This is a genomic window from Aequorivita nionensis (assembly GCF_046352995.1).
In the GTDB taxonomy this organism is placed as follows: domain Bacteria; phylum Bacteroidota; class Bacteroidia; order Flavobacteriales; family Flavobacteriaceae; genus Aequorivita; species Aequorivita nionensis.
The window spans coordinates 3,135,287-3,160,869 of sequence record NZ_CP130281.1; the positions used below are offsets into that span (position 1 = coordinate 3,135,287).

The 25,583-nt window shown below is 34.8% G+C and carries 24 protein-coding genes; 23 read left to right on the top strand and 1 reads right to left on the bottom strand.

Annotated elements, in window-relative coordinates; genetic code table 11:
• The first annotated feature begins 2 nt into the window (after positions 1–2).
• The 13 genes from Q2U82_RS14295 (at position 3) to Q2U82_RS14355 (ending at position 16,085) form a co-directional block, all read left to right on the top strand.
• A complete protein-coding gene (locus Q2U82_RS14295) occupies positions 3–917 on the top strand; it encodes a helix-turn-helix domain-containing protein (RefSeq protein ID WP_290629414.1) in 915 nt (304 codons plus the stop codon).
• Between the two features lie 221 nt (positions 918–1,138).
• Complete coding sequence (locus Q2U82_RS14300) at positions 1,139–1,981, top strand: RteC domain-containing protein (RefSeq protein WP_410005527.1); 843 nt, start codon at positions 1,139–1,141, stop codon at positions 1,979–1,981.
• A 299-nt stretch (positions 1,982–2,280) separates the two neighbouring features.
• On the top strand, positions 2,281–2,562 hold the full coding sequence (locus tag Q2U82_RS14305; protein ID WP_290629410.1) for a helix-turn-helix domain-containing protein: 282 nt from the start codon (positions 2,281–2,283) through the stop codon (positions 2,560–2,562).
• A 6-nt stretch (positions 2,563–2,568) separates the two neighbouring features.
• Positions 2,569–3,240 (top strand): hypothetical protein, encoded by a 672-nt coding sequence (locus Q2U82_RS14310; RefSeq protein ID WP_290629408.1) that lies wholly within the window; start codon positions 2,569–2,571, stop codon positions 3,238–3,240.
• Entirely contained in the window at positions 3,224–3,886 is a 663-nt protein-coding gene (locus tag Q2U82_RS14315) for an ATPase (protein WP_410005528.1), read from the top strand. Before Q2U82_RS14310 ends, Q2U82_RS14315 begins: the two co-directional genes overlap by 17 nt.
• Positions 3,887–3,888: 2 nt before the next feature.
• Positions 3,889–5,004 (top strand): hypothetical protein, encoded by a 1,116-nt coding sequence (locus Q2U82_RS14320; protein ID WP_410005529.1) that lies wholly within the window; start codon positions 3,889–3,891, stop codon positions 5,002–5,004.
• A gap of 180 nt (positions 5,005–5,184) precedes the next feature.
• Positions 5,185–8,007, top strand: coding sequence for a TrlF family AAA-like ATPase (locus Q2U82_RS14325; protein ID WP_410005530.1), 2,823 nt, complete (start codon positions 5,185–5,187; stop codon positions 8,005–8,007).
• A 17-nt stretch (positions 8,008–8,024) separates the two neighbouring features.
• A complete protein-coding gene (locus tag Q2U82_RS14330; protein WP_290629400.1) occupies positions 8,025–9,362 on the top strand; it encodes a hypothetical protein in 1,338 nt (445 codons plus the stop codon).
• Complete coding sequence (locus Q2U82_RS14335) at positions 9,335–9,985, top strand: condensin complex protein MksE (protein WP_290629398.1); 651 nt, start codon at positions 9,335–9,337, stop codon at positions 9,983–9,985. Before Q2U82_RS14330 ends, Q2U82_RS14335 begins: the two co-directional genes overlap by 28 nt.
• The gene (locus Q2U82_RS14340) at positions 9,982–13,194 is read left to right on the top strand and encodes a hypothetical protein (RefSeq protein WP_290629397.1); all 3,213 of its coding nucleotides are present in this window, start codon (positions 9,982–9,984) and stop codon (positions 13,192–13,194) included. The genes Q2U82_RS14335 and Q2U82_RS14340 overlap by 4 nt, the downstream gene beginning before the upstream one ends.
• A 105-nt stretch (positions 13,195–13,299) precedes the next feature.
• Positions 13,300–14,145 (top strand): hypothetical protein, encoded by an 846-nt coding sequence (locus tag Q2U82_RS14345; RefSeq protein WP_410005531.1) that lies wholly within the window; start codon positions 13,300–13,302, stop codon positions 14,143–14,145.
• A gap of 113 nt (positions 14,146–14,258) precedes the next feature.
• Positions 14,259–15,002 (top strand): DUF3800 domain-containing protein, encoded by a 744-nt coding sequence (locus Q2U82_RS14350; protein WP_290629393.1) that lies wholly within the window; start codon positions 14,259–14,261, stop codon positions 15,000–15,002.
• A gap of 72 nt (positions 15,003–15,074) precedes the next feature.
• On the top strand, positions 15,075–16,085 hold the full coding sequence (locus tag Q2U82_RS14355; RefSeq protein ID WP_290629391.1) for a reverse transcriptase family protein: 1,011 nt from the start codon (positions 15,075–15,077) through the stop codon (positions 16,083–16,085).
• A 191-nt stretch (positions 16,086–16,276) separates the two neighbouring features.
• On the opposite strand, the gene Q2U82_RS14360 is transcribed toward Q2U82_RS14355, so the two are convergent.
• Positions 16,277–16,912: an N-acetylmuramoyl-L-alanine amidase family protein gene (locus Q2U82_RS14360; protein ID WP_290629389.1), complete on the bottom strand. Its 636-nt coding sequence runs from the start codon at positions 16,910–16,912 to the stop codon at positions 16,277–16,279.
• 178 nt (positions 16,913–17,090) lie between these two features.
• Between Q2U82_RS14360 and Q2U82_RS14365 the strand changes: the two genes are divergently transcribed.
• From Q2U82_RS14365 to Q2U82_RS14410, 10 genes are all read left to right on the top strand, one after another.
• A complete protein-coding gene (locus tag Q2U82_RS14365) occupies positions 17,091–17,378 on the top strand; it encodes a hypothetical protein (protein ID WP_290629387.1) in 288 nt (95 codons plus the stop codon).
• Positions 17,378–17,662: a hypothetical protein gene (locus Q2U82_RS14370; RefSeq protein ID WP_290629385.1), complete on the top strand. Its 285-nt coding sequence runs from the start codon at positions 17,378–17,380 to the stop codon at positions 17,660–17,662. Before Q2U82_RS14365 ends, Q2U82_RS14370 begins: the two co-directional genes overlap by 1 nt.
• Positions 17,649–20,045, top strand: a complete 2,397-nt coding sequence (locus tag Q2U82_RS14375) for a TraG family conjugative transposon ATPase (protein WP_290629383.1) — start codon at positions 17,649–17,651, stop codon at positions 20,043–20,045. The genes Q2U82_RS14370 and Q2U82_RS14375 overlap by 14 nt, the downstream gene beginning before the upstream one ends.
• Positions 20,046–20,058: 13 nt before the next feature.
• On the top strand, positions 20,059–20,628 hold the full coding sequence (locus Q2U82_RS14380; protein ID WP_290629381.1) for a conjugal transfer protein: 570 nt from the start codon (positions 20,059–20,061) through the stop codon (positions 20,626–20,628).
• A gap of 2 nt (positions 20,629–20,630) precedes the next feature.
• On the top strand, positions 20,631–21,473 hold the full coding sequence (locus tag Q2U82_RS14385) for a hypothetical protein (protein ID WP_290629379.1): 843 nt from the start codon (positions 20,631–20,633) through the stop codon (positions 21,471–21,473).
• A gap of 10 nt (positions 21,474–21,483) precedes the next feature.
• A complete protein-coding gene (locus Q2U82_RS14390) occupies positions 21,484–22,098 on the top strand; it encodes a conjugal transfer protein TraK (RefSeq protein ID WP_290629377.1) in 615 nt (204 codons plus the stop codon).
• Between the two features lie 32 nt (positions 22,099–22,130).
• Positions 22,131–23,060, top strand: a complete 930-nt coding sequence (gene traM, locus Q2U82_RS14395) for a conjugative transposon protein TraM (protein WP_290629376.1) — start codon at positions 22,131–22,133, stop codon at positions 23,058–23,060.
• A gap of 30 nt (positions 23,061–23,090) precedes the next feature.
• Positions 23,091–23,930 (top strand): DUF4138 domain-containing protein, encoded by an 840-nt coding sequence (locus Q2U82_RS14400; RefSeq protein WP_290629374.1) that lies wholly within the window; start codon positions 23,091–23,093, stop codon positions 23,928–23,930.
• A 16-nt stretch (positions 23,931–23,946) separates the two neighbouring features.
• Entirely contained in the window at positions 23,947–24,303 is a 357-nt protein-coding gene (locus Q2U82_RS14405; protein ID WP_410005532.1) for a hypothetical protein, read from the top strand.
• A gap of 63 nt (positions 24,304–24,366) precedes the next feature.
• Positions 24,367–25,557: a hypothetical protein gene (locus Q2U82_RS14410; protein WP_410005533.1), complete on the top strand. Its 1,191-nt coding sequence runs from the start codon at positions 24,367–24,369 to the stop codon at positions 25,555–25,557.
• Positions 25,558–25,583: the final 26 nt, after the last annotated feature.

The following is a 25,583-nucleotide window of genomic DNA, read 5'->3' on the forward strand; positions in this document are numbered from 1 at the left end:
CAATGTTCAATACATCAATACACTGGACAACATTCTTTTATCTGTTGATAGATACGGTCATTGTATTGATTACACTTTACCAAGCACTCAATTCAAATCGTAATCTCAATCGATTTCTTTATTTAGGTTTACTTTTTGTCGCTTATAATCTTTCCGGCGGTTTTCTTCCAATCGACAATTTTCCTGGACCAATTTTGATTCAATATATCATTACATACGGTATAGCAATTACGTTGTGCGTTTACATTGTGTATTATCTTTATAAAGAATATGATATCGAAGTCCTAAAATTTCATTCATCCATTCGGAATCTTTCCTTTGTTGCTGGTGGAAGTTTTGTTCTACTCTTTGTAATACCGTATTATTTCACAAACTCAATCGATTCTTCAAGGATGTTGTTTACCATCCCTATATCAATTATTGCATTTTTCTTTTTGATGCTCTTCTACCGAAGAATTTCAAATCCCGTAAATCCGAATAAATTTATATTACGACGTAACAAATTATCGATTATAAGTGTGAGTGCGGTTGCGTTGTTACCTATTTGCACGGTTATTGGCGATTATCAATGGATAACATTCACAGTAATGAATTCTGCATTTTATGCCATTACTATCATTGAAACTGATAGATATTTATTCTTTCTCGAAAACAAAAATAAACTGTATGAAGTGTTTTTGTTCAATAAAGAACACGTAGAGAAAGTGAATGAATCAAAATTCGTTTATGGAAATCTTACTCGAAGGGAAATAGAAATTGCAATGTCCATTTTAAGTAATTTGAGCTATCAGAAAATTGCCAATGATTTATTCATTGCCAAAAGCACTGTGTCAAAACACGCATCCAATATCTTCAAAAAAACGAACGTAAGAAATAGAACCGAGTTTACAAAAAGGTTCAGTAGTAAGAAAAAATAGTTCTCTAAACCCTTATAAATGTGGTGAGCGTATTAATATACATTGATTCCGTACATAAATACGCACAAATTTAACGTAGCGTTTCACTTCAAAACCTTAAATTTATAAGAAAAGCTCTGGAAAGATTAATTCCCAAATATACTGTTGGACAAACCTTCTTACGCCATTTTTAGTGATTTCTGAATTGATTTCCGAGACAGTCAAAAAAACTGATTCATAGGATGATTTTGGAATTCGACGACATATCAAGCGTATTTTTATCTGAATTGGAAAAGCTTCGGGTAAAACATATTGACGTTATTGAATTATCTGAAAATTGCATCAAATTATGCAGAAATGTTCTAAACCGTTTCCGAAAAAAAATCATAGACTACGACTTCGAGTCTTTGAAAGAAGAAATTGATTTTTTTAAATATACAAAGCAAATCCCATTAGTTCCATTAATTTATTATTCAGAAGTGCGCTCGTTTGAGATTCAGTTCCCAAAAGCAAACTTGGACAGTCAGAAAAAATACACCAAGCGGAAAATCAATAAAATCAATCGGTTTTTTCTTTACAATATGGACTTCATCCGTTACGTGGAATCTAATTCCACTCATTTAGACCAACAGTATTTTACCCGTGACTATTTAGACACATATATTATTACCTACTCTAAATTTTACTTTCAAGACCCTGAATTTAGCACTGCAAGGGATATGCTTTTGGGAAAGGTCAAAGCTTACCAAATGTTTATAGATTATCTACAAAAACGTCTATTGAAAAATGGTAAAGTAACAAAGGATAGAATTAATGGCTCTGCCCAGATTCCATCTCTAAAATGGACTGCTTCAAAGACAGCCCTTACCGAATTGGTGTATGCTCTACACTCAAATCGCGCCATCAATAATGGCAATGTCGATATTAAAGAAATTGCGACGACCTTACAGCACATCTTTCATTACGATTTGGGTGATTTCTACAAAACATATTCAGAAATTAAATCCCGCAAAGTTAGCCGCACAAAATTTTTAGATGAGCTTTCTTCTGCCCTATTATCACAGATGGATAAAGCTGAAGAATAACTTATTCATTTGCTGATGAAAAAACACCGTACTACGGTTGACCTACGGTCTTTTGTTTTTCGACGCTTTCTTCATTTTATTTGGTATGATTTCACACACTATTTTCAATTTTCAACTGTCAAAACACTACAAAATCTATCAAATTTCAAGATGTTAAAATTTGACCGTAGTACGGTTGTACTGGGGATTAAAACCCATTAATACTTATCAAATTTGTAGAACGAAAGTCAAATCAGGTCAGGGACTATCATTCTGATTCAAAGAAAGAAGTTAGTCCCTTTCTACAAAAAAGTTCTACTATGCCCACAAGCATTATTACCACCGACGACCTTCGGGAATTCAAACTGGAATTGCTCGATGATATCAAAAAGCTATTGTCCAAACAAGCTCAAGGGAAACTAAAGAAATATCTCAAGTCTTCCGAGGTTATGGACTTGCTTCAAATAAGCCCAGGCACATTACAAAACCTTCGTGTCAATGGCACACTGCCGTACACAAAGGTTGGTGGTATCATCTTTTATGATGCCGAAGAAATTCAAAAAGTAATGACCGATAACAGGGTGCAACATAATTTCGATTAACGATGTATGAACTATATAAAACATCTCAACGCCGTGTTTCAGCAATTTGCAAAAGATTCACGCTTGAATCCAACGCACATCAGCTTGTATATCGCATTATTCCAATTTTGGAACATCAACCGATTTCCAGAAACATTTTATATAAACCGTGAAGAAGTGATGAAAATGGCAAAAATAGGGTCGAAAGCAACGTATCATCGTTGTCTTAAAAATTTGAGTGACTGGTCATACATTTTCTATATGCCATCGCACAACCCGTACAAAGGTAGCCAAATCAAGATGCTCAAATTCGGTACAAGCAGTGAGACAAGTATCGATACAACTTATGGTACAAGCAGTGAACAAGTACTGGGACAAGCATTAGTACCTAATATAAACAGTAATAAACAAATAGAAAACAATAATAAACGTAAGCTACCAAAAAACGAAAATGAGGTTTTGGATTTTTTCAAAAAAAGAAAGTGGCCATCTATTGAGGGCAAGAAATTCTTTAACCACTACACCTCAATTGGATGGAAATTGGGCGGTAAAATTAAAATCTTCGATTGGCAGGCTTCGGCTGAAAATTGGATTTTAAAAGCTGCTGAAATAAAAAAAGAACAAACGGTCAAAGAAGTGTTTCAAAATCGGGACAACCTAAAAACCAATAAAAACAAGGATTATGGACAACCCCTCTAAAATCATCGAAGGCGGTGTAGAATTTTCTTTGGGAAAATTCGATGGCAAAAATGTGCTCTACGATTTTGACAAAATCCTAATTTACCTAAATGCCAAAGGAAAGCTTCTGTTTGGGAAGCACTTCAAAATTTATGATGAGGACACGGAAATCATACGGCAATTGTGCTACTATTTCATTAAGGATAAAACTAATTGTGAACAAGCAGGTATTGACCCTGAAAAAGGTGTTTTACTTTCTGGACCTGTTGGCTGCGGCAAAACAAGTTTGATGAAGTTGTTGAAATATTTAGTTCCTCTGCAACGTCCCTATATGCTTGCTCCGTGTCGAAACATTGTATTTGGGTTCAATCATTTAGGTTATAAAATAATCGAAGATTATGGCGATAGCAGCCCTATCTGCTTTGATGACCTTGGCGTTGAGCCAATGGGTCGCCATTATGGTAAAGACTGTAATGTGATGGGCGAGGTATTGCTCTCACGCTATGAACTGTATCTACAAACCAAGTCAAAAATAAAGACCCACGCAACTACCAATCTAAATGCAGAAGAACTTGAAGAACGCTATGGAAATCGAGTAAGAAGCCGAATGCGAGAACTTTTCAACCTGATAGCTTTTGATAAAAATACTAACGATAAACGTAAATAATTATGAAGATAGCAACTTATAATATTCAGAATCTGTTCCATCGAGACAGAAGCCTTTCAGATAAATCCTACGGAAAATGTCTAGCAGATTGGATAAAAGAACTTGACGACCTGATGTGTGGAAGCAACCGTGCAACGAGCAATGCAGAACGTATTCAAGAACTTGTTTTTCTGTTAGGTTTTGACAAGTCCTTTGATGTTCCCTACGCCGTAATGCGCAAACGAGCGGGATTTCTGTTCCTCAAAGGAATGGATTATTCAAATGAACTCAAATCTGGGGAACTTACGGATTGGAACGGTTGGATAGCACTTCAAACTATTCCCATAGATTCAACAGCCATAAAAAACAAGGCACAGGTAATTGCCGATGTAAATCCTGATATTCTGCTATTGCAGGAAATTGAGGACAGGGCTTCATTGGAAGAATTCAATGCCCAACTATTGCCTGAATGTAATACCAAATCCTTTCAAGAAATAGCTGTCGTTCAAGGTAGCGACAAACGTGGTCAAGAAATGGCAATGCTTCTAAAAGATGGTTACTTCATTAAATCCGTCAGAACGCATCATTTTGAAATTGATAATAGTTTTAATCCCAAAAAGGAATTTTTCCAGTATGAAATTGATACGCCATCTCATCGTACCATTTGGCTATTGGCCGTTCAATTGCAAGAAGACACCTCCGAAATAGAGATGACTGACGCCTATCGTAATATTCAATCTCAACAAATTGCGAGTGTATATCGTAAACTCTTGAATGATGGGCACAAAGATATCATAGTTGCAGGGACATTAAATGCAGCTTCCTATTCTGATTCCCTTACGCCTTTGTTACGTGATACAGATTTAAAGGATGTAACAAAACACCCATCCTTCAATGTAGATTATGATAAAGGAAGCGATGCAGACTATTTTAGATTGGGTGCCTATCGGCTTGGGGTTAATATCAAACAAAAAGACTATTTATTACTTTCGCCCAATTTATTTGCCAAGGTAAAAGATAGCGGTCTTAACCGGAAAGGGGTTCTTCCCAAACAGCGACCTATCTGGTCAGTCTATCCCAGTATTCATTCTAAAAAAGAGGCAGCGAGTGAGCATCCCGCTGTGTGGGTTGAGCTATAAACTTGTGCTGTTATGAGTCATTATTTTGGTAAATAAACAATGGAAATTTTATTTACTTTTTTAAAAAGATTCGATTACTTGGAAAATTTCTTATATTGGTTTTCCGGTATTCATTGTAATCCTTTATTACATATTGGTTAAAGTACCAGCCCCTTTTAAAGGGGTAAATTTTTATGATATATGAGCAAACGTTATACTAAAGGTTCAGAATGGCGAATATGGGATTTGCACGTTCATACACCAGAATCAGCACTAAACAATGGTTTTGGTGCTGACTGGGACGAATATGTGAAACAATTATTTTCAAAAGCACTTGTACACAATATCGCTTCTATAGGCATAACTGATTATTTTTCCATAGAGGGATATAAAAAGCTGAAAACGCAATACCTTAATAATAATACGAAACTCAAAGAATTAGAATTTAGCGATGAGGAAATTGAAAAAATCCATAAGATTCTCATTTTGCCTAACATCGAGTTTAGGCTGGATAAGTTGGTACAGGATAATAGGGTAAATTTTCACGTCTTATTTTCTGACGAAGTAGCCATTAAGGATATAGAAGAAAACTTTCTTCATCAGTTAAAGATTATAGTTGAAGGAAATCCTCAAGAGGCAGGCGAAAGAAGAGCTCTAACAATAAATAACCTTATTGCTCTTGGTACAAGGTTACAAAATGAACACGCACAATTTAGACAACACCCAAGCCAACTCTATACTGGAATGATGAATGCAGTGGTTTCTGACGATAAAATTTCAGAAATTTTAACCGACCAACCCTCACTCTTTAAAGGAAAATATCTTATTGCCATACCATCGGATGAAGATTTAAGTGATGTAGATTGGAACAATCAAGGGCATTTAACGCGTAAAATTCTGATTCAAAAGTCAGATTGTCTATTTGCATCTAATCCGAACACAAGAAAATGGGCATTGGGTAATTTTGGCGCAAGTCCGCAAGAATACATCAATGAGTTTAAATCTTTAAAACCTTGTATATGGGGTAGTGACGCGCATACTTTTGATGAACTTTATACTAAAAATGCTTCAAGACTTTGTTGGATTAAAGCTGACCCAACATTTGAAGGGCTTAAGCAAATTATTTACGAACCAGATGAGCGCGTCAGTATTACTGACCGCAAGCCAGATGAGAAAAAGGTTTATGAAGTTATAGATAAGTTACGTTTTATAGACCCTGTATTTACCACCGACCCAATACCTTGTAATCAAAATTTGACAGCTATTATCGGCGGAAAATCCACAGGAAAATCCATCTTATTGAAAAGTACCGCTAAAACCGCTGACATCACGGAATACACAAAACGAAATGCTTCTGCAAAAATTGAAGACAAAAGACCTGTAAAAGGTTTTGAAGTCATTTGGAAAGATGGTCAAATTTCCAGCCTGGGCGCTACCAATAATCCGGATAAGAAGATTATTTATATACCGCAGTCTTACTTAAACAGAGTAGTTGATGACGGTGAAGACACAGGCGATATTGATGAAATAATCCAGGATGTACTTTTGCAGAAGAAAGAATTTAAAAAATGGTATGATTCGCTGAACGACAGAAAAAGAGAAACCGCAGATAAAATAGAAACAGCTATAAAGAATCTTTTTGCCAACATCGATATAAATATTGAAAAAAATCGATTAAAAAAGGAACTGGGTGATGAAAGCGGCATAAAAAAGCAAATTGAAAAGCTCAACGGTGAAATTAAAGGTCTTCAAGAAAAATCTCAAGTAAGTAAGGAAGATTTAGATAGGTACAATCAGACCAACACTCAAATAAAAGAAAAAAATGCAGCAATAGAAACCTTCAACAAAGACATATCTAAATTAAAGTCACTCAAAAATATAAGTGTTGAAATCGACGAAACATTAGTTGAAAATATAATTGGTACTACGCTTAAGACAGAAATCCAAGGTCTGATAACATCTAAAACCAAGTTTTATAAGGACGATTGGTCTTCTGAAATAGACAAGAGGATTGTGACGCAGGAAGCACAAATTCAGACTACAACAAAAGAAATCCAAGCCCTTGAAGTATCAATAAGCGACCTTAAGGAGGCCTTAAAAGACCAAAGCGCACTTAATGAGTTAATAAAGGAATTGGGGAAAGAAGAAAAAATACTTCTCCAGATAGCAGAATACCAGAAAGAGATTAATAACTCTTATAAGCTTGTTGAAAAGAACATTCAACTACTATCAGATTATAATGCAGAATTTTACTCACTTTATTTAGAAGCAAAAGATAGTGTGGATTTATCTGATTTTGATGATGAGCTCTCTTTTAATATTGTAACCAAGTTCAAGAAGGAACACTTTCAAGAATCATTCGTGCAAAAGAGTTTTGATGGACGTGCTACAGCGAGCAAGGAATATGATTATCTGACGGAATATGATTTTGAAGGAGTGGAAGAACACAAAACTTTTTTAAAAGCTGAAGCTTGGAAAATTATAAATAGTAAAATTCCGAAACGCAAGGGCGTGACCAACAAAGAGGCTATTACATCACTTTTTAAAAATTGGTTTATGCACGACTATAAGGTTACATTTCAGGATGATGATATTTCAGATATGTCGCCCGGAAAAAAATCATTTGTATTACTGCGTTTACTCATAGATTTGGATGATAGCCAATGTCCCATTCTCATAGACCAACCTGAAGATGACCTTGACAATCGTTCTATCTATAATCAGGTCGTAAAGTTTCTTCGAAAACGAAAGAAAACAAGACAAATTATTATTGTTACCCATAATCCAAATTTGGTCTTGGGTGCGGATGCAGAACTTATTATTGTTGCAAATCAAAATGGTGAAGACACCAAGAATAAAACCCACGATTTTGAGTATATTTCTGGTTCTATCGAATACACTAAAGCCGAAGATGATAGTATTCTTGAAGTCTTATACAGAAGAGGTGTTCAAGAACATATTTGCGATGTGCTTGAAGGCGGCCCTGAAGCTTTTGATAAACGTAAAAAGAAATATAACTTTTAAAACATACAAATGATATATTGAGCAAGGAAAAAGAAAGCATATTTAACTTTGAAGATGAGGCATCAAAATCTGAAACCTACCGAGCACTGTTTCCAGAAAAGCGCGAAGGCATAGTTGTTATACATCTTTATGAAGGAATTATTAATGGGCGTTACGAAAACAATAGTTTTTCAGGCGACGATATTCATAGGCTGTTTGAAGCTACTATGACAGCCAACGAGAAAGAAAACCTTTACGTAAAATCATATAACAAGAAAAGGATTTTACGGCTGCAAAAATTTTTTTTTAGCTACGACGAAGAGACCAGAACCTATTCTTTTCAGGAATATGGACTTAACTTTTGTAAAATTGCGAAGGAAACACTGGAAGGCAGTTTTAAACCTACAAAAATCAAAAAAATTTGCGTAGAGCTTAAGTCGCAACTGGAAGCTTCATTAGGTTCGGAAAAAGCTCTGATAGATTGGTTTGAAATCCATTTTGAACATTATCATCCCACACTTAAAAAACATATCGACTTTTTAGACCGCCAAATAGACGAATCTGTAATCAAATTAAGAAAAGACACATTGGCTCAACATCTCAAGCCTCTCAAGCTACTACGAAATGTCAGTGAAGATTTAACTGAAGTTCATAGAAAAAATGAAGAGTTGAGAATCGCATTTACCGAAACCAATTCCATAAGCTTGTTATTGACTGGAATCGACTCAAACGACAGAAAAATACTTGACCTTATACAGTCTAAAGTCGATTTTTTTGATAGCATTCAAAGTAGATTGCGTGGTACCGATAGAAGGCTCAACAGAATTCAGCCGAAAATAAAACAGTTGTTTGCAGCCTTTCGAAACCCTGAATATAGTGCTCAAACAGACAGATTCATTCGATTTTTATTGAAATATTCCACGCTTGAACGAATTAAGTATGATAAAGAAATAATCTTTCCTAAAGAAGTGCCATCCTTTGAGGTGAAATTTAAACGACCAAAGTACATTCTATTTGATAGGGATAAGGAACTATTCCCTACAAAATCAAAGACCAGAAAAAAATATGAGCCCGATTTAATTGCCGAAAATGAGAACCAAGCAATTTTAGAAAAAGCTTTTGATGATTATGATACCATAGATAATTGGGTTAACCTAATATTTGCGGAATTGAGGAAAAATAAAGAAATGAACCTATCTGATATTTATTTTAGGATATTACGAGAATCATCTGATTTTGCCATTGCCACCAAAGCTTTTTTTAAAGTATTGGACCTTTGCTATGCAAAAGATGAATATGATGTCAAAATTGATAAAACCAAACCTGTTAAGAACGAAGGATTAATATTATGGAACACAATAGTAACGGAACATTAGAGTTTTTAAAATTTTATGAAGACCCAGATGCACCAACTTATTTTGGTGAGTTGGACTATTATCTCAAAGATGGCATTCACATACAAGAATATGGTGACCAAATAAACTACTACAAATTTTTAAAAAAGCACAAGGAAGACCTTAACAAATATTATCAACATTTCTACGGTATTCATCTTATGGAAGAGAACCTTCAGTCCGATTCTTACTTCTTCTTGAATTTCAACACTTCCAATCGTGGTAAAATACCATCTTCACATAGAGACGTTCTAAAGAATAAATACATCATCGTCGGTATAATTATGTATAAAATCATTTTCTATGAAGGTAATGTAGAACTGAATAGTTTAGCTGCCCTTCAAGAGATGATTAGAAATGATTATGAAGAATATAAAGAAGGGCTCATTCGCCTATTTGCACAATCCAGTGGTGACGTGAAAATAGATGACGATGATAAAATGATTGATAACGTGGTGCTTGCTGCCCTGCAAAACTTTAAACGCTTGGGTTGGATAGACCTAGACCAGGACTATTTTGAAACCCGACCTTCTTTTCAACGCATCAATACGATTTATGAGGACATTATTCCTAAAATCGACGACATAATTGCAAGCTATCAATGAAAGATTTTCCAAGAATACACAGTATCGGAACGATTAATATAATTCATCATCAAAACTTTGATTATGAACTTCATCCATTTAGAACGGATTTTACTGGCGATAGCGGTGTGGGCAAAAGTATTCTTACAGACCTTTTACAGCTAATCATTATTGGTTCTACAGAGTATGAATCTTCAACAAATAGCAAAGATGATAGACCTTTCAATACCTTGGTAATAGAGACAAGTGAAAAAGGCGATTATGGGTACGCCTATATCAATGTGGAAGTTCAAAAAGAAGAATACTTGCTTATTGGTTGTTATATCGAAAGAAAGTCAACGCAAAGTCAGGCCTTTATAGTCCAAGGTGGATTAGATTTTGAGCAGAAAGTTTTCGAACCTTTCCAAAAACCCTTTACTGTTGAGGATTTTGTTCAAGACGAAACACTTTTGACATTAGTTGATTTTGATGCAAAAATGAATAATTCAGACCATTTCGGGTGTAAAGTTTATCCATTTTTTAAAGACTATCACGAAGCACTATTACATAACAATCTTCTTCCTCTTGATATTGCCAGCAGTAAAAGCGATTTAAGTGATTACGCCAAAATTTTGCAAGCCTTTTCAAGAAAGGGAATATCGGTAAAAAATGATGTACAGCTGCAAGAGTTCTTATTCGGAAAGGAAAAAAATCAGCTATACTATAATAAATACCTAGAAACCGTAAAAAAATATGAAGATTCGGTGGCAATGCACCGGACAAATAAAAGGGAAATAGAAACTCTTACCGATAAAAGCAATAATATAGAACGGCTTTACAAGCTGAAAAAACTAAAAGATTCGTCATTAAGAGATTTTGTAGAGATAGATTGGAACTATAAGAAAACAGTTCTCAAATTAAGCACAAAAACTCTAAAAAAATTAGTGTGCGAAATTCTTGACGCTAGAATCGCAATCGAAGAGCTAATTATATTAAAGGCTAGCAAACTTCGTGATACACAACATAAAATCAATTTACTTCTGCCAGAACTAGATGAATCAAATTTAGAGTTTACTAAACTGAACAAGCGTGTAGAGCTTATCAATTATTGTAATACAATAAAAACGGAATTACGCATTGAAAACAATGTGCAACTGAAAAAAGTGGTTCAAGATTATATTGAAAAACAAAAACTTAAAATAGCACTCGACAAATTGAATACAGCTCTTAAAGCGAAAGGGTTAGAAACTGATTTTGATGCATTAAACTTTGAAAATGGTCTTGAACCAATAATTGTTGAACAAAATCAAACTCTAGAAACACTTAAAAAAAGGTTGTCATTAGCGGATGAGTTGGTAAAATTCAATGATTTCAACAATCCAGATACACTCTCTCATTGGATACTTAAACAAAACAAAGCTTGCTCTCCTGAAGAAGAAAGTGTACTACGGCATTTTCACGACTTAAAGACCGTAATTCCAGAATTTCCCGAGAAAGGAAGTAAATATATACCAAACCCTAAACTACTCATCTCGGCACTAAAAGACCACTTACATTCAAAAGAGAATAATGGGTTTTGGCTTGAACTTGCCGGTCTGAATATTTATATCACTTATGTAGATGAACAAATATTCAATACGAATGACCATTCTAAAATTGAAGTATTGCTTTCAAAATCTAACAGAGAGATTAAATCTCAAATTGAACAGATTACTAATGACATTTCCCAACTCAAAAAACTTCAAACCTTCCTTCTTAATGACATAACTGAAATTCCTGATGCCCTTACTGCTTGGGTGTCAAGAAAAGATGGTGCGTTATCAGAACAAGTAAAAGAAGCTGTTTCTGAAATAGCGAGGGAAAACCTTGAACAAATATTTAAAGATTTAAAGAACGAGCAAGAATTATTAGAGTCACATTCTACGTCTAAAGAGAAAAACAACAATTTAAACACTACGTTTCGCGAATTAAAAACTATAGAAGACCAACTGCCAAAAATAAACATCGAAGAAATAAAACCATTAGATGACACCGTTGAAGAATTGTTGAAAGATTTAAATATTTCAAAAGAACGACAGAAATCTAAATTTTCATTTGCCGAAAGCCTGTTTGCCGTAGAATTTCATAAGGAATATTTACAACAGCTAAATATTCTGAATAATAGGGATAAGTTAGATACACTTATAGATGATAAAGAAGACGCTGAAAATCGCATCCTTAAAATCGAGACATTATATCCAGAATGGCTAGCTGAATTTTCAAAAATAAAAGTTGAAAAAATTGATTACGAAAATGCAAGTGGCCAATACCAGAAAAGATTGGAAGATTATTCAAAGCAATTTGAAGCAATGCTAATTGCGTATCAACTCACAGATAAATCAGAACAGTTTAAGGACGATAAGAACTTTATGGACTTGGTTCGTTTGCTTTTACCACAGCAATTGTTCAAGGACATCTCATTTGATGAAGCCGCTGTAATACCGAAAATCATTGAATATCTTGACCAAATCAATGATGCCAATGCTAGGCTAAACCAAAATAAACTGATAAGTATAAGGGACCTCTTACAAGATTTACAGTCCGCTATAAACAAACAGGTGTCACATAGTAAAAAAATGAATAGCTTTTTTCAGAAAGATTATATGATAATTACTGGTGACAACACAGCATCCCTAAAACCAGATTTAAGAAAGGATATTTCATTGCAGTGGATAAGTGCTTTCTTGGGTAATCTTGGCAATTTTGATTTTGGTTTATTTGATAAGGAAAATAGCCTTACATCAAAATTAAAGGATGCGCCAACATTAGAAGAAAAAATTCTTTTAGCATACAAAGAGCATAGCATTTCGCCTTTACCAAATGTTTCCATTAGGCAGCTGCTCAACCCCTTCTCTTATTATACTCTTAATTATGAACTCATAACCAAAGGCGGTAAAAAAAATTCGGGTAGTACTGGACAGACCTATTCATCCATAGCACTTTTATGTATCGCAAAGCTTTCCTTAATTAAGGACGGAAAGGTCAATAAAAATGCAGGCCTGCGTTTTTTGAGTATTGATGAAGCAGAAGGTATCGGGTCTAATTTTGATATGCTTAAAGAGTTGGCAGAAAAATTTGATTATCAAGTTATCTCACTTGGTATCAATCCAAATAAACTGTCAAGAAAAAATCAATATATCTACAGGCTTTCAAAAAGAAAAGACCAAGATAGGATTAACCATCATCCATCGGTCATATTTTGTGAACTTTAGCTTATGAGAAAGGAAATAACTTGGCGGCAATTAAAAGGACTGCACCAACTTTATGAAGGGAAAAGCACTCGTGTAAAGCTTATGAGCAACGTGTTCGTAAAAAATGTGCTTTATAAACAGCGTCATCTTCTCAAATACAAAGATGGCAATATAGATATCATCGTTAAGAATACTGGATTTAATGCTTACTTCGAAGAACATTTACTGGACCAATTTGAATACTATGCTGAATTTTTTCAAAATGCAGGTATTGAAATTTCCGCAAGAAGAACTTATTCGCAAGAAATTCTAGAAACTCTCATTCTTATTCATAAAAACAGGGAAACTCTTCGACAAAAACTATCCACACCGAGAATATTTTCGAGCATCTTTTTTGAAAATAAAGATTCCAAGTTCCTCGATGGCAAACCTCAATTAAAAAAAGATATCCTAACGATTTTGGGTGTAACAAAGTTTCCCAGAGAATCGGCAAAAGACCAACAATATCGTTTGGTTGTTGATTGTTTAGACCCAAAATATATTTTATTATGTGAAAATATTGACTTTTTAAAAGACCCCTTTGAATTTAGAAAAAACCATATAGAACTATGGTATTTAGGCGGAAATAACACCAAAAAGCTATACGAAGTACCCATTGATAAAATCAAATTTCCAATCTATTATGTCTGTGATTGGGATTTTCACGGTTTGGAAATTTACACTCGTATAAAGGAAATATTGGGAAATAAAGGAAAGGCTATAACACTTATAGTACCAACAAATCCATTATTAAAACCAATAAAGTCGGGAAAACATTTTAGTGAATGGAAAGTTGAATCCTTATCGGGATTAGAACGGAACGCTTTTCTACCAGGTGAAATACAATTAATCGAAACGTTGATTAATAGTAACAAATGGGTAGAAGAACAAACAATTGACCCAATATCTATAATTTGTGAAAAAAAAGTGTAGTATTTTAAAAATGCGATGCTGTCATTTCAACGTAACCTTAATCTTCTAAATGACAAAAATGAAGTCAAATTATAAATTTTAAAGCACAAAAAAAGAATTCCTACATTTGATGAATGACTAAAACAAATTATTATTATGTTGATGAAACTGGACACATAAATAACGATTCCACATTATTTGTTTATGGTTGTATAAAATCAGACACCCCTAATTTGCTGGAAGAAGCGCTTGAAAAATTAAAAGATACACTTGCAGATGACGTTTTATTATCAGAATACGGTGAACGTGTTAAGAAAAACAACTTTCACGCTACAGCAGACCATATTAGTGTAATGACCGAAATGTTTCGACTGCTTCCTCACTTGAACTTTAGGGCTTATTTCACTGTTCTTTTGAAGGAAGGAACATATTATGAAAATTTAAAGGCAACAAAAGAAGATAATGAAATAATTGAATTGATGTTGCACAAAAGTGTAATACCAAGAATCAAAAAGAACAAAAAAGAATATTATAAATTCTTTTTTGAAGAATTGGAAGTGGAAAAACGCTCACTTGATAAAATTCTCAATTCAGTATTTTCAAGCCAAAAAAAATTAAATTTTATTAATTACGAAATTGTAAGTAAAGAAAATCCAAATATGCCTATTACAGATTATGTAAGTTTCATATTGAACAAAATTTTATCATCTGAAGGAAATATTGAGAATTGGGCCAAAAGTGCCTTTGATGTAATTAAAGACAAAATAGCCCTAATTCATTTTCAGAATGATGATTCATTTTTGAGTAGATTTGCTAATGAGGAAAACACGATAAACTTTAAGAATTTAAGAAAAAAACTTGCGGTGGTAAAGGGATAAATTTACGGATATGAGTTCGTATTCGGTATTAGAATAACAGTTAGTTCTTACCCTTGCCGCCGCTTTTATTATATGAAACCTACAGAAATTAATACAACTAAACGACTTGTAAATTACCTTAAGCTCGATGAGATGTCCTTTAAGTTAATGACAAATAATGATTATGTAGTTATTAATGATGTAGAAAATGAAATTGAAATACCAGATGCATTAAAAATTAGAAAGCTAAACATTTCTAAAAAAAATGGTGGAAAAAGAGTTGTATATTCCTGCCAGTCAGACGTTCTATCAAATACACTCAAAATCTTAAACTCAAATTTGAATTCACTTTACAAGCCTCCTACTTCAGTTCACGGTTATGTTAAAGGCAGAAATATTAAGACTAATGCCACAAAGCATTTGACTAAAAAATATGTTCTTGTTTTAGATATTGAAAATTATTTTGATACCGTAAAAAGTAGTCTTGTTGAGCAATCATTTAAAGATTTAGGTTTTACCACAGATACCGCTGCCTATTTGACTAAATTAGTCACATTTCAATCAGCATTGGTCCAAGGCTTCAATACCAGTCCAACAATAGCAAATATTGTGTTCTACCCTTTGGATAAAAAGATGGAAAAACTGGATAAAAATATAACTTATTCAAGATATGCGGATGACCTATATTTCTCATCTGATAAGGAATTTAATATAGAAGCTAAAGTCCAAGAGATAATTTCAGAATTCGGATTTAGAATAAATAAGCCTAAAAGTAAATTAATGAAACGTGGTTGGCATCAGTATGTTACTGGTTTAACTGTATTTGATAAAGAATCGCCAAGAATTTCAAAGAAAACTAAAAGAAAATTAAGGCAACAAATCTACTATATCAATAAGTTTGGATATAGAAGCTATGTACTTTACGACCTTGAAAAGACCCCACAAGATTATTTCAGCAGCTCTTCCCTTCGAGACGAAGTTGATTCTAAAATAGAATATTTACAAAGAAAACTTAATGGTTGGCTGTTGTTTATAAATTCTATAGAACCTCGTTTTGCCAAAAAATACTCTGATTTACTGACCCATAGAAAAATCGAGCCTTAATTTCTGTTTTGATATGAAATATTGATGCGCCAATAATTATATCTTAAAAAACAATTAGTTCATTGAATTTCTGGATTTAGGGTAAAATAAATCATTTCTTTCTTTTTAGGTTTCTGACAAATTCCATAAAGCTAACTTTTAAAAGGTTCACTATGCTTTTTACTACTTCATAAAATAACTCTTTCATAACCTTACTTTTTAATCTTTAAACCACTTAAAATAGACAGCGCAATAGCAATAATATTTTCTTCTTCGGTGAGATGCTGCGCTTCATCAATATTTGAGAGGAAACCCAATTCTATAAGAACTGTGGGACAATAATCTACCGTTTCCCGAAGGACTTGAAAGTTATTGAACTTCACACCTCTACTCTTATAACCTATATTCCTTCTTAATCCTTTTAGAACTTGAAAAGCCATTTGAATGGATTCTCGAATATAATTTCCTTTTTTCGGTACGTAGATTTCTACACCTTCAGCAGTTGAATTACCTGAATGATTGCAATGCAAGGAAACAAACAAATCGGCATTTAGCTTTCTTGGTAATGTTGCCCTATCCTTTAAGGAAATTAAACTATCGTGGTATCTGGTTAAGTAGATTTCGTAAGTATTCGCAAATAGATTTTTATTCAGGTTTACAATTTGATGGGCTACTTGGAGTACCATATCCTTTTCTTGAATTCCGTTGATGCCAATTGCACCAGGGTCAGTACCACCGTGGCCAGCATCGATTACGATGATGGTTTTTCGGGTTTCTATGGATTGACCAAAATCGTTCAATGGTAGAAGCCAAATAACAAGAAGTAATAAGTTGAGTAAATGAGTCATACTATTCATTTGAATGCACAATTTTCAAAGAATTCATCCAATCCATAAGAATATTCCAAAGTTTAACAGGAATTGGCGTTAAAGTTTGGGGATTTTTATTCTATAGCATCTTTTCATAATAGATTTCGCAAAAGTTCAACCATAAACAGCCTTCAATCAGGCATAAAAACGAACAGTTATGAAAAAATCAATATTTCTATTGATGGTACTGTCCTTAATTTCAGTACCCACTTTTGCACAAATCGGTGGTATCGAAGATTCGGTCAATGACGTTTCCGATACCATCAGAACCATCTTTCCAATAATTCTCGGTGTCATCTTCCTCATTGGCTTTCTGTTCAATGCAGGGCATTTCTTTGGCGAAAACGCAGACCTGAAAAAAGGAATTACCCGTGTATTGGTCTTTGTCCTAATCGCAGGCGCAGTCGTAGGCATCTTTACTTACCTAATCTCAATCGTGGTATAATGAAGCGGTTCGAGGTCTATAAAAACATCAGGAAAAGGGCGGTCATTTTTGGGCTGCCTATTTCGCTGTTCGCATTAATGATGATTTCCATAGTGGCTTCGCTCTTGGTCATCATATTTTCGTTCAGCTTTGGAATCATTATCGGCGTGCTGATAGTCAATTCAATGCTTTTTATCGCCTTGACCCGAATTGCCAATAATCCGCAGCTGTTCCAAATGGCAAAAGCCTTCCCAAAAATCATTAGTAACAAAAGAAATTCCGGCTTTGACTATGAAGAAGATTAACCTATCGGCATATCGCCCAATTACAGATATTCAGGACAATATCATTTTTGCCAACAATGGAAATCTGATACTTTGTTATGAAGGGATATTGCCTGAAATCTACTCACTTTCCGAGAAGGATTTTGAGGATATACACGGGGCGTGGTTTCAAGCGTTGAAGTCCTTGCCTGTTGGCACTGTCGTACATAAACAGGATGTCTATATAAAGAAATCCTATGCTTCAAACCAACTGCCGAATTCTACCTTTTTGGAAAAAGCCACTCACGACCATTTTAAAGGTCGCGAGTATATGGAACATAAATGTTTTCTATTCTTCATACTGACGAAAAACAAGGCATTGAACAATCCTAAATATGTGAATCCTTTTCGAAAAATTTCAAAGGATATTATTCAAAAGCTGGATGATAACTTGAGCAGCTTTATTAACTCGGTCAGCGATTCTGTTTCCTTTATCAATAATAGCAGAAAGATGGAATTTATTCCGCTTGAAGCAAAGGAAATCCACAGTCTGACCAATGGTTATTTCAATGGTTTCAACGAAGATTTTGATACTGATATCCTTTTAGAGAAATTGAATGTCAACATCGGCGAAAATTACTTTGATGCTCTTGCCATCAATAGTGAACTATGCTTTGGCGAAAGTGTACAAAGCAGTAAAACCAACGAACGGTTTACTTCAGATGACTTTGTTTTCCACCAAGGATTTATTGATGGTCTGGGTCTGACCTTGAACGAAAATCATATTGTCAATCAAATTCTTTATCTCGATGATAAACAGAAGTGGCGCAAACTACTCGATAAGAAAATAGAGGAACTCAAAAAAAGTTCCAATTTTGGTTCACAGAATAAGGTAGTTCTTGGCAAAATCCAGCACATTCTTGACCAAATCAATGCTGACGACAATGCACGGATTATCCGTGGTCATTTGAATATCATTTTTTGGGATAAGAATCCAGAGAATTTGAGCCGTATCGGTTCAAAAATTAAGACCGAATTCAAAGAACTGGATATTGTTCCCTATTACCCAAGAGGCGAAGAACGCAAAAATTATATACTGAACAGCTACTGCTGCTATTCTTCCAACTTTTCAAATCAGGATTTATATGTTACCGATTTAAAACACGCTTTGTGCCTGTTCATTAACAACACCAACTACAAGTCCGATGCCACTGGAATCATCTTTAATGACCGTGAGCATAACATTCCCGTTTTAAAGGATGTTTGGGACGAACGCAAGAAACGCATCAAGGCACGCAACTTTGCCATTTTTGCCCCAACAGGCGAAGGCAAATCCTTTTTGGCCAATAATATCCTGCGTCAATATTTCGAGAGTGGGGTTCGCTTGGTCATTATTGACCTCGGTGGCTCATACACCAAATTTGCCAAACTTTATCCTGAAAAATATACGGTGCTTCGTTATGAAAGCGGAAAGAATTTGGGTATCAATCCTTTTTACATCAGCAACCAAAATGACCTGACACCGGAACGTTTGGAAGATTTGTCCGTGTTCCTTTTTGAACTTTTTGCTTCTGATTTGAAAGTAACAAAGGCACAATCTGTTTCGGTTAAAAAGATTTTGCGCCATTATTACGATAGCACACCCGAAAACCATTCTTTGGATGGGTTTTACCATTTTATAGAAGGGAATCAGAAAGACCTTTTGAGCACCCTTAAAATCCATCCCGACTACTTCAATATTACGAGTTTTTTGCACGTGATGTCAGAGTATGTCGGCGATGGTCTATATAGTTTTCTATTTGAAGTCAGTGAAGACCAGACCTATAAAATTGAGGATAAACGTCTTATTGTTTTTGAATTGGACGAAGTAAAGGACAATAAGGAAATCCTTTCCGTAATGTTGAAGCTGATAAAATCTGCGATTCAGCGTACTATTTGGAAAAACCGTGCCGAAAAAGGTATCATACTTTTCGACGAGTTTGCCAAACAACTGAAATTTGAAAATGTATTGGAAAGTGTGGAATTCTATTATCAAGCTATTCGTAAACAAAATGGCGCCATTGGCATCATCCTTCAATCCATCAATCAACTTCCAAACAATTCAACATCGGCAAGTATTCTTGAAAATACGCAGGTTATTTACAGCCTTCATAATGAGAAAGGGTATGTTGAACTACAAAAACGATTGAATCTATCCAGTCACGATTTAAACCAATTGAAATCGATTAAAAATAATTTGACCGGACCCCGCAAATACACCGAAATGTTCATCAAAATCGGAAAGGAAAGCAACATTTTCCGATTGGAAGTACCGAAGGAAGTTTACGCAGCATACTTAACAGATGGTACTGAAAATGAAGAAATAATGAAGCTTTACGAAAAGCATCAAAATATGGAAAAAGCAATCACAGAATATTCATCTTAAAATCAAAGAAATTATGAAATCAAGAATTTTATTACTCGCAATGGCGCTCTTGTTCAGCTTAAACATAAAAGCCCAAGGGATGCCCGTTTATGACAACACCAACTTTATCAGCTTGGTAAAATCTCTGGTGGAATCCGCAAAACAAACAAGCCAACTCATTAAATCTGTAAAATTCTTGAAGGATGCAAAGGAAAGCATTGAGAAGGTTTCAGATGTAGTTAGACAACTTAAAGCTGTTGAAGAAATAGGAAGTAACAACCAAAGGCTTATTGAAGTTATGCAAAATGATTTACAGGACATATTAAACTCGCCCTACATTAAACCAGAGGAAGTATCGCGCATTGCAGAATCGTTTGATGCCATCGTACAAAACTCTTTGGACACGGTGGATTTTATTGATGAAATCCTATCAAGCGACTATTTAAAAATGAGCGATGCAGAACGTGCTGAAGTTTTGAAAAAGAAGGAAGAGGAATCCAAGGAAATGGTCTCGAACATTACCATTAGAACCAAGCGATATAGAGATATTATATCTTTTAGAAAAATGCAGGACAAGGTCAATAACCGAGAAACAAGTTATTAAATATGACGGCTTCCATCATTTTAGGAATCGGGTTGGAATATATAGACACGGTATTTCAGACCATACAAGCAAGCGAATTTTCGCAGTACACTATCGCGGGAATGAAAACACTTGCTGTGCTGTTCTTTTTGGTCAATATCCTCAAAAAATATAATGAAGGAATTGCCGATAAGGATGGTTATTCTTGGGGGTTGAGTCCTGGGGAACTGGCGAAGAATTTTGCTGTCGTCCTTTTAGTGATTTTTTCTACCCAAATACTCGGTTTTTTTGATGGCATTCTCGTGGCTATTGAGGGTCAATACCGTGGAACGGCACCTGCGCTTTTACCATTACAGATGCAAGACCTACCTCTTGAAGAAGAAGTAAGTCTATTGGATGCGGCAAGTATGGCAATGACATTGCTCTACGAAGCTTTGGTCACACCGTTATATGGTTTCAAGATTTTCGCTTTTATCATCAGCGTATTCCTTTGGATTCTCGACCTGTTTATTTATCCACTCTTTTTAGCTGAACGGTTTTTCCTATTGGGAATAATGAAAGCATTTTTTCCATTGGTCATCAGCTTGGCGGTTTTTGAAAAGTTTCGTTCGCTGGCGTACAATTTCTTCAAATTGTACGCCGCAGTATATATGCTCGTTCCTGCATTTTTTTTGGTCAATGTTTTTATCAACGCCATTTATACAGAAATCAATACAAACTTTTGGACAAACCTATTTGGTACTGAATTTGGCCAGGGCTTTTTTGCACCAGTTGTACAGCTCGGTTCAGTTGGATTTATCGTTTTTCTAAAATTCAAACTATATAGACGCGCTACGTCTTTTACCTTAAGACTATTCAGCAATTAAATCCCATATAATGAAAACACCATACAAGAACATATATGCCGTACTGAAAATGAATCGTTTTATTGTACTCGCAGTAATTATCTGCGCTACGTTATCCAGTTTCTTTTCGGTTTGGATGGCGTATAACATTAACAAAAAAGCGTTGAATAGTGCATTTGCAATTAACACAGATGGCTCTATAATTCCACTAAAATTGATTGCCCAAAAAGAAAACTTCAAAGTCGAAGCCTTGGCACATCTTGAACTTTTCCACACTTACTTCTATAATATCGATGCCAGCAATTATGAGCGGAATTTAGAAAAAGCACTATGGCTTGGCAATAGTTCCGTTGACAACCTTTATCGTCAGAAAAAAGCCGATGGTGTTTACAACCGATTGTTGCAATATTCTTTAGTACAGAAAGTGTTGAGCATCGATTCGCAAATCGAGGAACAAAATGGAAAGTATGCCTTTAGAGCTGTAACGGTATTTGAAATCAATCGAGGTTCTATCGTTGATACCTATGAGCTGGTTTCTACTGGAAATCTTATTACCGTAGATAGAAATTTCCCCAACAATCCTCACGGGCTTTTGATAACAAATTATTTTGAAAATACTTTAAAAAAATTGAACGATGAAAGTTGAGTCAATCATCGGCAATGATAAAATCCAAACTTATGAAAATAGAAAAAAATAAAATAGTATTTGCGGTGGTAATTGCCACTGTACTCATATTCTTGATTGCCTATTCCGTGATGATAATGGGCGATGATGACAGTGAAAATCAGAACCTCGAACAGACTTTAATTCCCGAACTGGATGAAGAACAGAAAGAATACGATTCCAAACTGGATGCCATAAATGATTTAAAGGAAGTAAGGGAAACCAATGCCCCAAGTATTTACGATGAAAAACTGATTGATTCTTTGGGTTTCTATGATGAGGACTTGCCCGAAAAGGAAAAAGAACGAATCGTGGATAGTATCTATGAATCCGGAAGAATAAAATATTCGGATAGGACCTACCAAAATATAGGGGTAAAAAGAATGACCAACACAGTTGTCGAAAAAATCGATTCAGTAGAAGTCAGAGCCGAGCAAAAAATAAAAGCTAAAGAAATAGGTTTGGAACATCAACTGTTTTTTGCTTCTGCACCTCTTAAAACAGATGCTTCAATTGCCGGAATTACCGATGCCGTTATTTATGTGGTTGTCGATGGCGACCAAGTTGTAAAGGTTAATTCTCGGTTACGAATGCGATTGACAAAAACTGCGACGATTAACGGCAAGCTGATTCCCAAAAACACCAATGTGTTCGGTTTTATCAGTTTTCAGCCAAATCGTGCACTTATAGAAATTGAAAACATCGAGCATCATCCCACAAGTTTAAAAGCATTCGACCTTCAGGACGGAAGCGAGGGTATCTATGTCCAAAATAGTTTTCGAGCCGAAGCAACAAGCGAGGTCTTGGATGATATCATACAAGATGTCAATATTCCAAGTGTTCCACAGGTTGGTGGGATTAGCAAAGTGCTTCGGCGCAATAACCGTAATGTAAAAGTTACTGTACTCAACAATTACAAACTCATTTTAAAACCCAAGTTATAAGCCAATAATCCCAAAATTAAATTCACTCTTATGAAAAATCATATCTTCATTTCAACCCTTGTACTACTTTCCTTTTTTACGAAAGGGTATTCACAATCCGTACACCTACTCGATACCATTTATGCCAATGACCAAAAGAATGTTGCTCTATTCTTCCCAGAGCCTATTCGGCAAGGTATAACAGGGTCCGAAAACTTTATTTTCACCTACAATCGTGAAAAAGAGCAATATTTTGGACTGTTACAGGCGAAGCCCGGAAAGGAAAGTAATCTGCTTATAATTAACCGAAATGGTTCAATTTTTTCGTATATTGTAAGGTATAAAAAGCATCTTGAAAAGCTGAACTATTTTATTCCTAAATCAAGTAGTATAGGCAATGAAAAGCCTATCGTTATTGATTCTACAGGAATTGTTGCCCCAAAAGAGCAAATAGAGAATAGCATCTATTATTATCAAAAGTTCTGTTCCTACCTGCTTGACCGAAAACAAAGAATAGGTTGGATAAAAGAACGTGATGAAAACATTGTTCTAAAGATTGAAAATATTGTTTTTGACAAAGAAGAACTTTACTTTGTTATCCAAATTGAGAATAAATCTACATTGGATTATGATTTGAATTTTCTTGATTTTTCAGTTCAGACCAGACAAAAAGGAAAAAAGAAATCACTTCAAAGTCTTTATCAAAAACCTCTGTTTACTTACAACCAACCAACTAAAATAGCAGAAAACGAAACCGCAAGGTTGGTTTACGTGATGCCCAAATTCTCTTTGAGCGACGACCGAAGGGTCATTTTAGAACTTAACGAGAAAAATGGCGAACGAAACCTAAAATTGAAGGTATCACATAAATATATCAATAACCCAAATTAGAAGTGTTATGAAAAATATGGTCATTTACTCACTCATATTGCTGTTTTTTGCCTGTGCTGGTAATGAAAGTACAACACCCGCCAAAACTGCTCAAATTGTTGCCGAAAGCTTCTATCAAGGCAATGAAGCAGCTCTTAAGGAACATACAACGCCCGAAGGCTATGCCAATTTTAAAAACCTAATGGCAATGTTCGTTAAAAGCGACACTAAAGATTCCAATTTTAAAGTCATTGAAGAAACTATTGATGGCGATGTTGCCTGGGTCAAATATTCCACTTCTTATGACAAGACACCTGGCATTTTTAAATTAGTAAAGCAGGATGGCGAATGGAAGGTTACGGCGAGACGGCCTAAAGAGGAAGTCCCTTTTTGATTTGTAGTATTTAAAAAAAATTACTTTTACTTTGCAGATATTTTAAAAAATATCTGCTTTTTTATGACCTCTTCTGAACAATATGTAGCACATCTTTGCCAAAAATCATTTCTTCCGTTCTGGAATTTCCCTAATCCCATAGGTAAAAAAAATAAGGAACTTTGTGATGTTTTGGTCGTCTGTGGTAATTATATATTGATAATATCGGTAAAAGATATTCAGGTTTCCAATCATACCGATGAAAATATTCAATACGAGCGTTGGGTCAAAAAAGCGGTTGAAGATTCAGCAAAGCAGATTTATGGTGCAGAACGCTTCCTTGAAAATGTTGACGAAGTATTCGCCAAGAATAGAACGAATAAAATTTCGTTGCCGTCAAAAGAAGAAAGAATAATACTGCGGATTGCTATTGCTTTCGGAAGCAAAAATACTTTTCCATTGCCCTATGGCGATTTTGGTCAAGGCTATATTCATACTTTTGATGAAGAAACTACCTCAATTCTGTTGAACGAATTGGACACCATATCCGATTTCACAAAATATCTTATTGATAAAGAACAATTTTTGAAAGGGGAATATTTTTCAATGCCCAAAGAATCTGATTTTCTTGCCTTTTATATCCAAACCGGACTTGATATTGATGAAAAAGTCGATTCTTTGGTTTCAGACGGTGGTTTATGGGATTCTTATATAGAATCTGAAGAATACACAGAATGGCAAAAGCTTCTACCACAAAGCTATATATGGGATTATATGATTACGCAGTTGCACGATTATCATATTTCCAACGAAACTTCTGATGAACGAAGAAATGAATTGGAAGAAGCCGTGAGAGTTATAAATCAAGAGTCTCGTATCAATCGTATAGAATTAGGCGGAATTTTAGATAATGCTATTCAAACAAAACCTAATGCCAGAATGCTAAAACCGATTAACGATGCAAAACATTGTTATGTCTTGATGCCCTTGACATCTAAAAATTGGGAAGGCAAAGAAGCAGAATTAGAACTGCGATGTGTGGTAGCGAGAATGGAAAATCCGACAGTTGAACGAGTTATTGGTATTGGTTTCGGAAATAATGGAAATGGTCAAGACCACTATGATATTTGCTCAATCTATATTCCAGAAATGAGCGAAGAATTTATTGCTCACGCAAAGGAAATTAAAGAAGAATTGAGATACTTTAGAAATCCCAAAATATCTCACAGCAAGGCTTACAGAAAAGACGAATTTAAAGGGTTTGGGCTTTGGTAGCCTTGTGATTTTAAATGCAGAAAATC

Excerpts from the sequence above, each read along its gene's own strand:
- Q2U82_RS14385 (WP_290629379.1), top strand. The coding sequence starts at position 20,631 with ATGACGGCTTCCATCATTTTAGGAATCGGGTTGGAATATATAGACACG.
- Q2U82_RS14315 (WP_410005528.1), top strand. The coding sequence starts at position 3,224 with ATGGACAACCCCTCTAAAATCATCGAAGGCGGTGTAGAATTTTCTTTG.
- Q2U82_RS14405 (WP_410005532.1), top strand. The coding sequence starts at position 23,947 with ATGGTCATTTACTCACTCATATTGCTGTTTTTTGCCTGTGCTGGTAAT.
- Q2U82_RS14390 (WP_290629377.1), top strand. The coding sequence starts at position 21,484 with ATGAAAACACCATACAAGAACATATATGCCGTACTGAAAATGAATCGT.
- Q2U82_RS14335 (WP_290629398.1), top strand. The coding sequence starts at position 9,335 with ATGGAACACAATAGTAACGGAACATTAGAGTTTTTAAAATTTTATGAA.
- Q2U82_RS14380 (WP_290629381.1), top strand. The coding sequence starts at position 20,059 with ATGAAATCAAGAATTTTATTACTCGCAATGGCGCTCTTGTTCAGCTTA.
- Q2U82_RS14365 (WP_290629387.1), top strand. The coding sequence starts at position 17,091 with ATGAAAAAATCAATATTTCTATTGATGGTACTGTCCTTAATTTCAGTA.
- Q2U82_RS14325 (WP_410005530.1), top strand. The coding sequence starts at position 5,185 with ATGAGCAAACGTTATACTAAAGGTTCAGAATGGCGAATATGGGATTTG.
- Q2U82_RS14360 (WP_290629389.1), bottom strand. The coding sequence starts at position 16,912 with ATGACTCATTTACTCAACTTATTACTTCTTGTTATTTGGCTTCTACCA.
- Q2U82_RS14295 (WP_290629414.1), top strand. The coding sequence starts at position 3 with ATGTTCAATACATCAATACACTGGACAACATTCTTTTATCTGTTGATA.
- Q2U82_RS14320 (WP_410005529.1), top strand. The coding sequence starts at position 3,889 with ATGAAGATAGCAACTTATAATATTCAGAATCTGTTCCATCGAGACAGA.
- Q2U82_RS14355 (WP_290629391.1), top strand. The coding sequence starts at position 15,075 with ATGAAACCTACAGAAATTAATACAACTAAACGACTTGTAAATTACCTT.
- Q2U82_RS14400 (WP_290629374.1), top strand. The coding sequence starts at position 23,091 with ATGAAAAATCATATCTTCATTTCAACCCTTGTACTACTTTCCTTTTTT.
- Q2U82_RS14410 (WP_410005533.1), top strand. The coding sequence starts at position 24,367 with ATGACCTCTTCTGAACAATATGTAGCACATCTTTGCCAAAAATCATTT.
- Q2U82_RS14370 (WP_290629385.1), top strand. The coding sequence starts at position 17,378 with ATGAAGCGGTTCGAGGTCTATAAAAACATCAGGAAAAGGGCGGTCATT.
- Q2U82_RS14340 (WP_290629397.1), top strand. The coding sequence starts at position 9,982 with ATGAAAGATTTTCCAAGAATACACAGTATCGGAACGATTAATATAATT.
- Q2U82_RS14375 (WP_290629383.1), top strand. The coding sequence starts at position 17,649 with ATGAAGAAGATTAACCTATCGGCATATCGCCCAATTACAGATATTCAG.
- Q2U82_RS14305 (WP_290629410.1), top strand. The coding sequence starts at position 2,281 with ATGCCCACAAGCATTATTACCACCGACGACCTTCGGGAATTCAAACTG.
- traM (WP_290629376.1), top strand. The coding sequence starts at position 22,131 with ATGAAAATAGAAAAAAATAAAATAGTATTTGCGGTGGTAATTGCCACT.
- Q2U82_RS14300 (WP_410005527.1), top strand. The coding sequence starts at position 1,139 with ATGATTTTGGAATTCGACGACATATCAAGCGTATTTTTATCTGAATTG.
- Q2U82_RS14350 (WP_290629393.1), top strand. The coding sequence starts at position 14,259 with ATGACTAAAACAAATTATTATTATGTTGATGAAACTGGACACATAAAT.
- Q2U82_RS14310 (WP_290629408.1), top strand. The coding sequence starts at position 2,569 with ATGAACTATATAAAACATCTCAACGCCGTGTTTCAGCAATTTGCAAAA.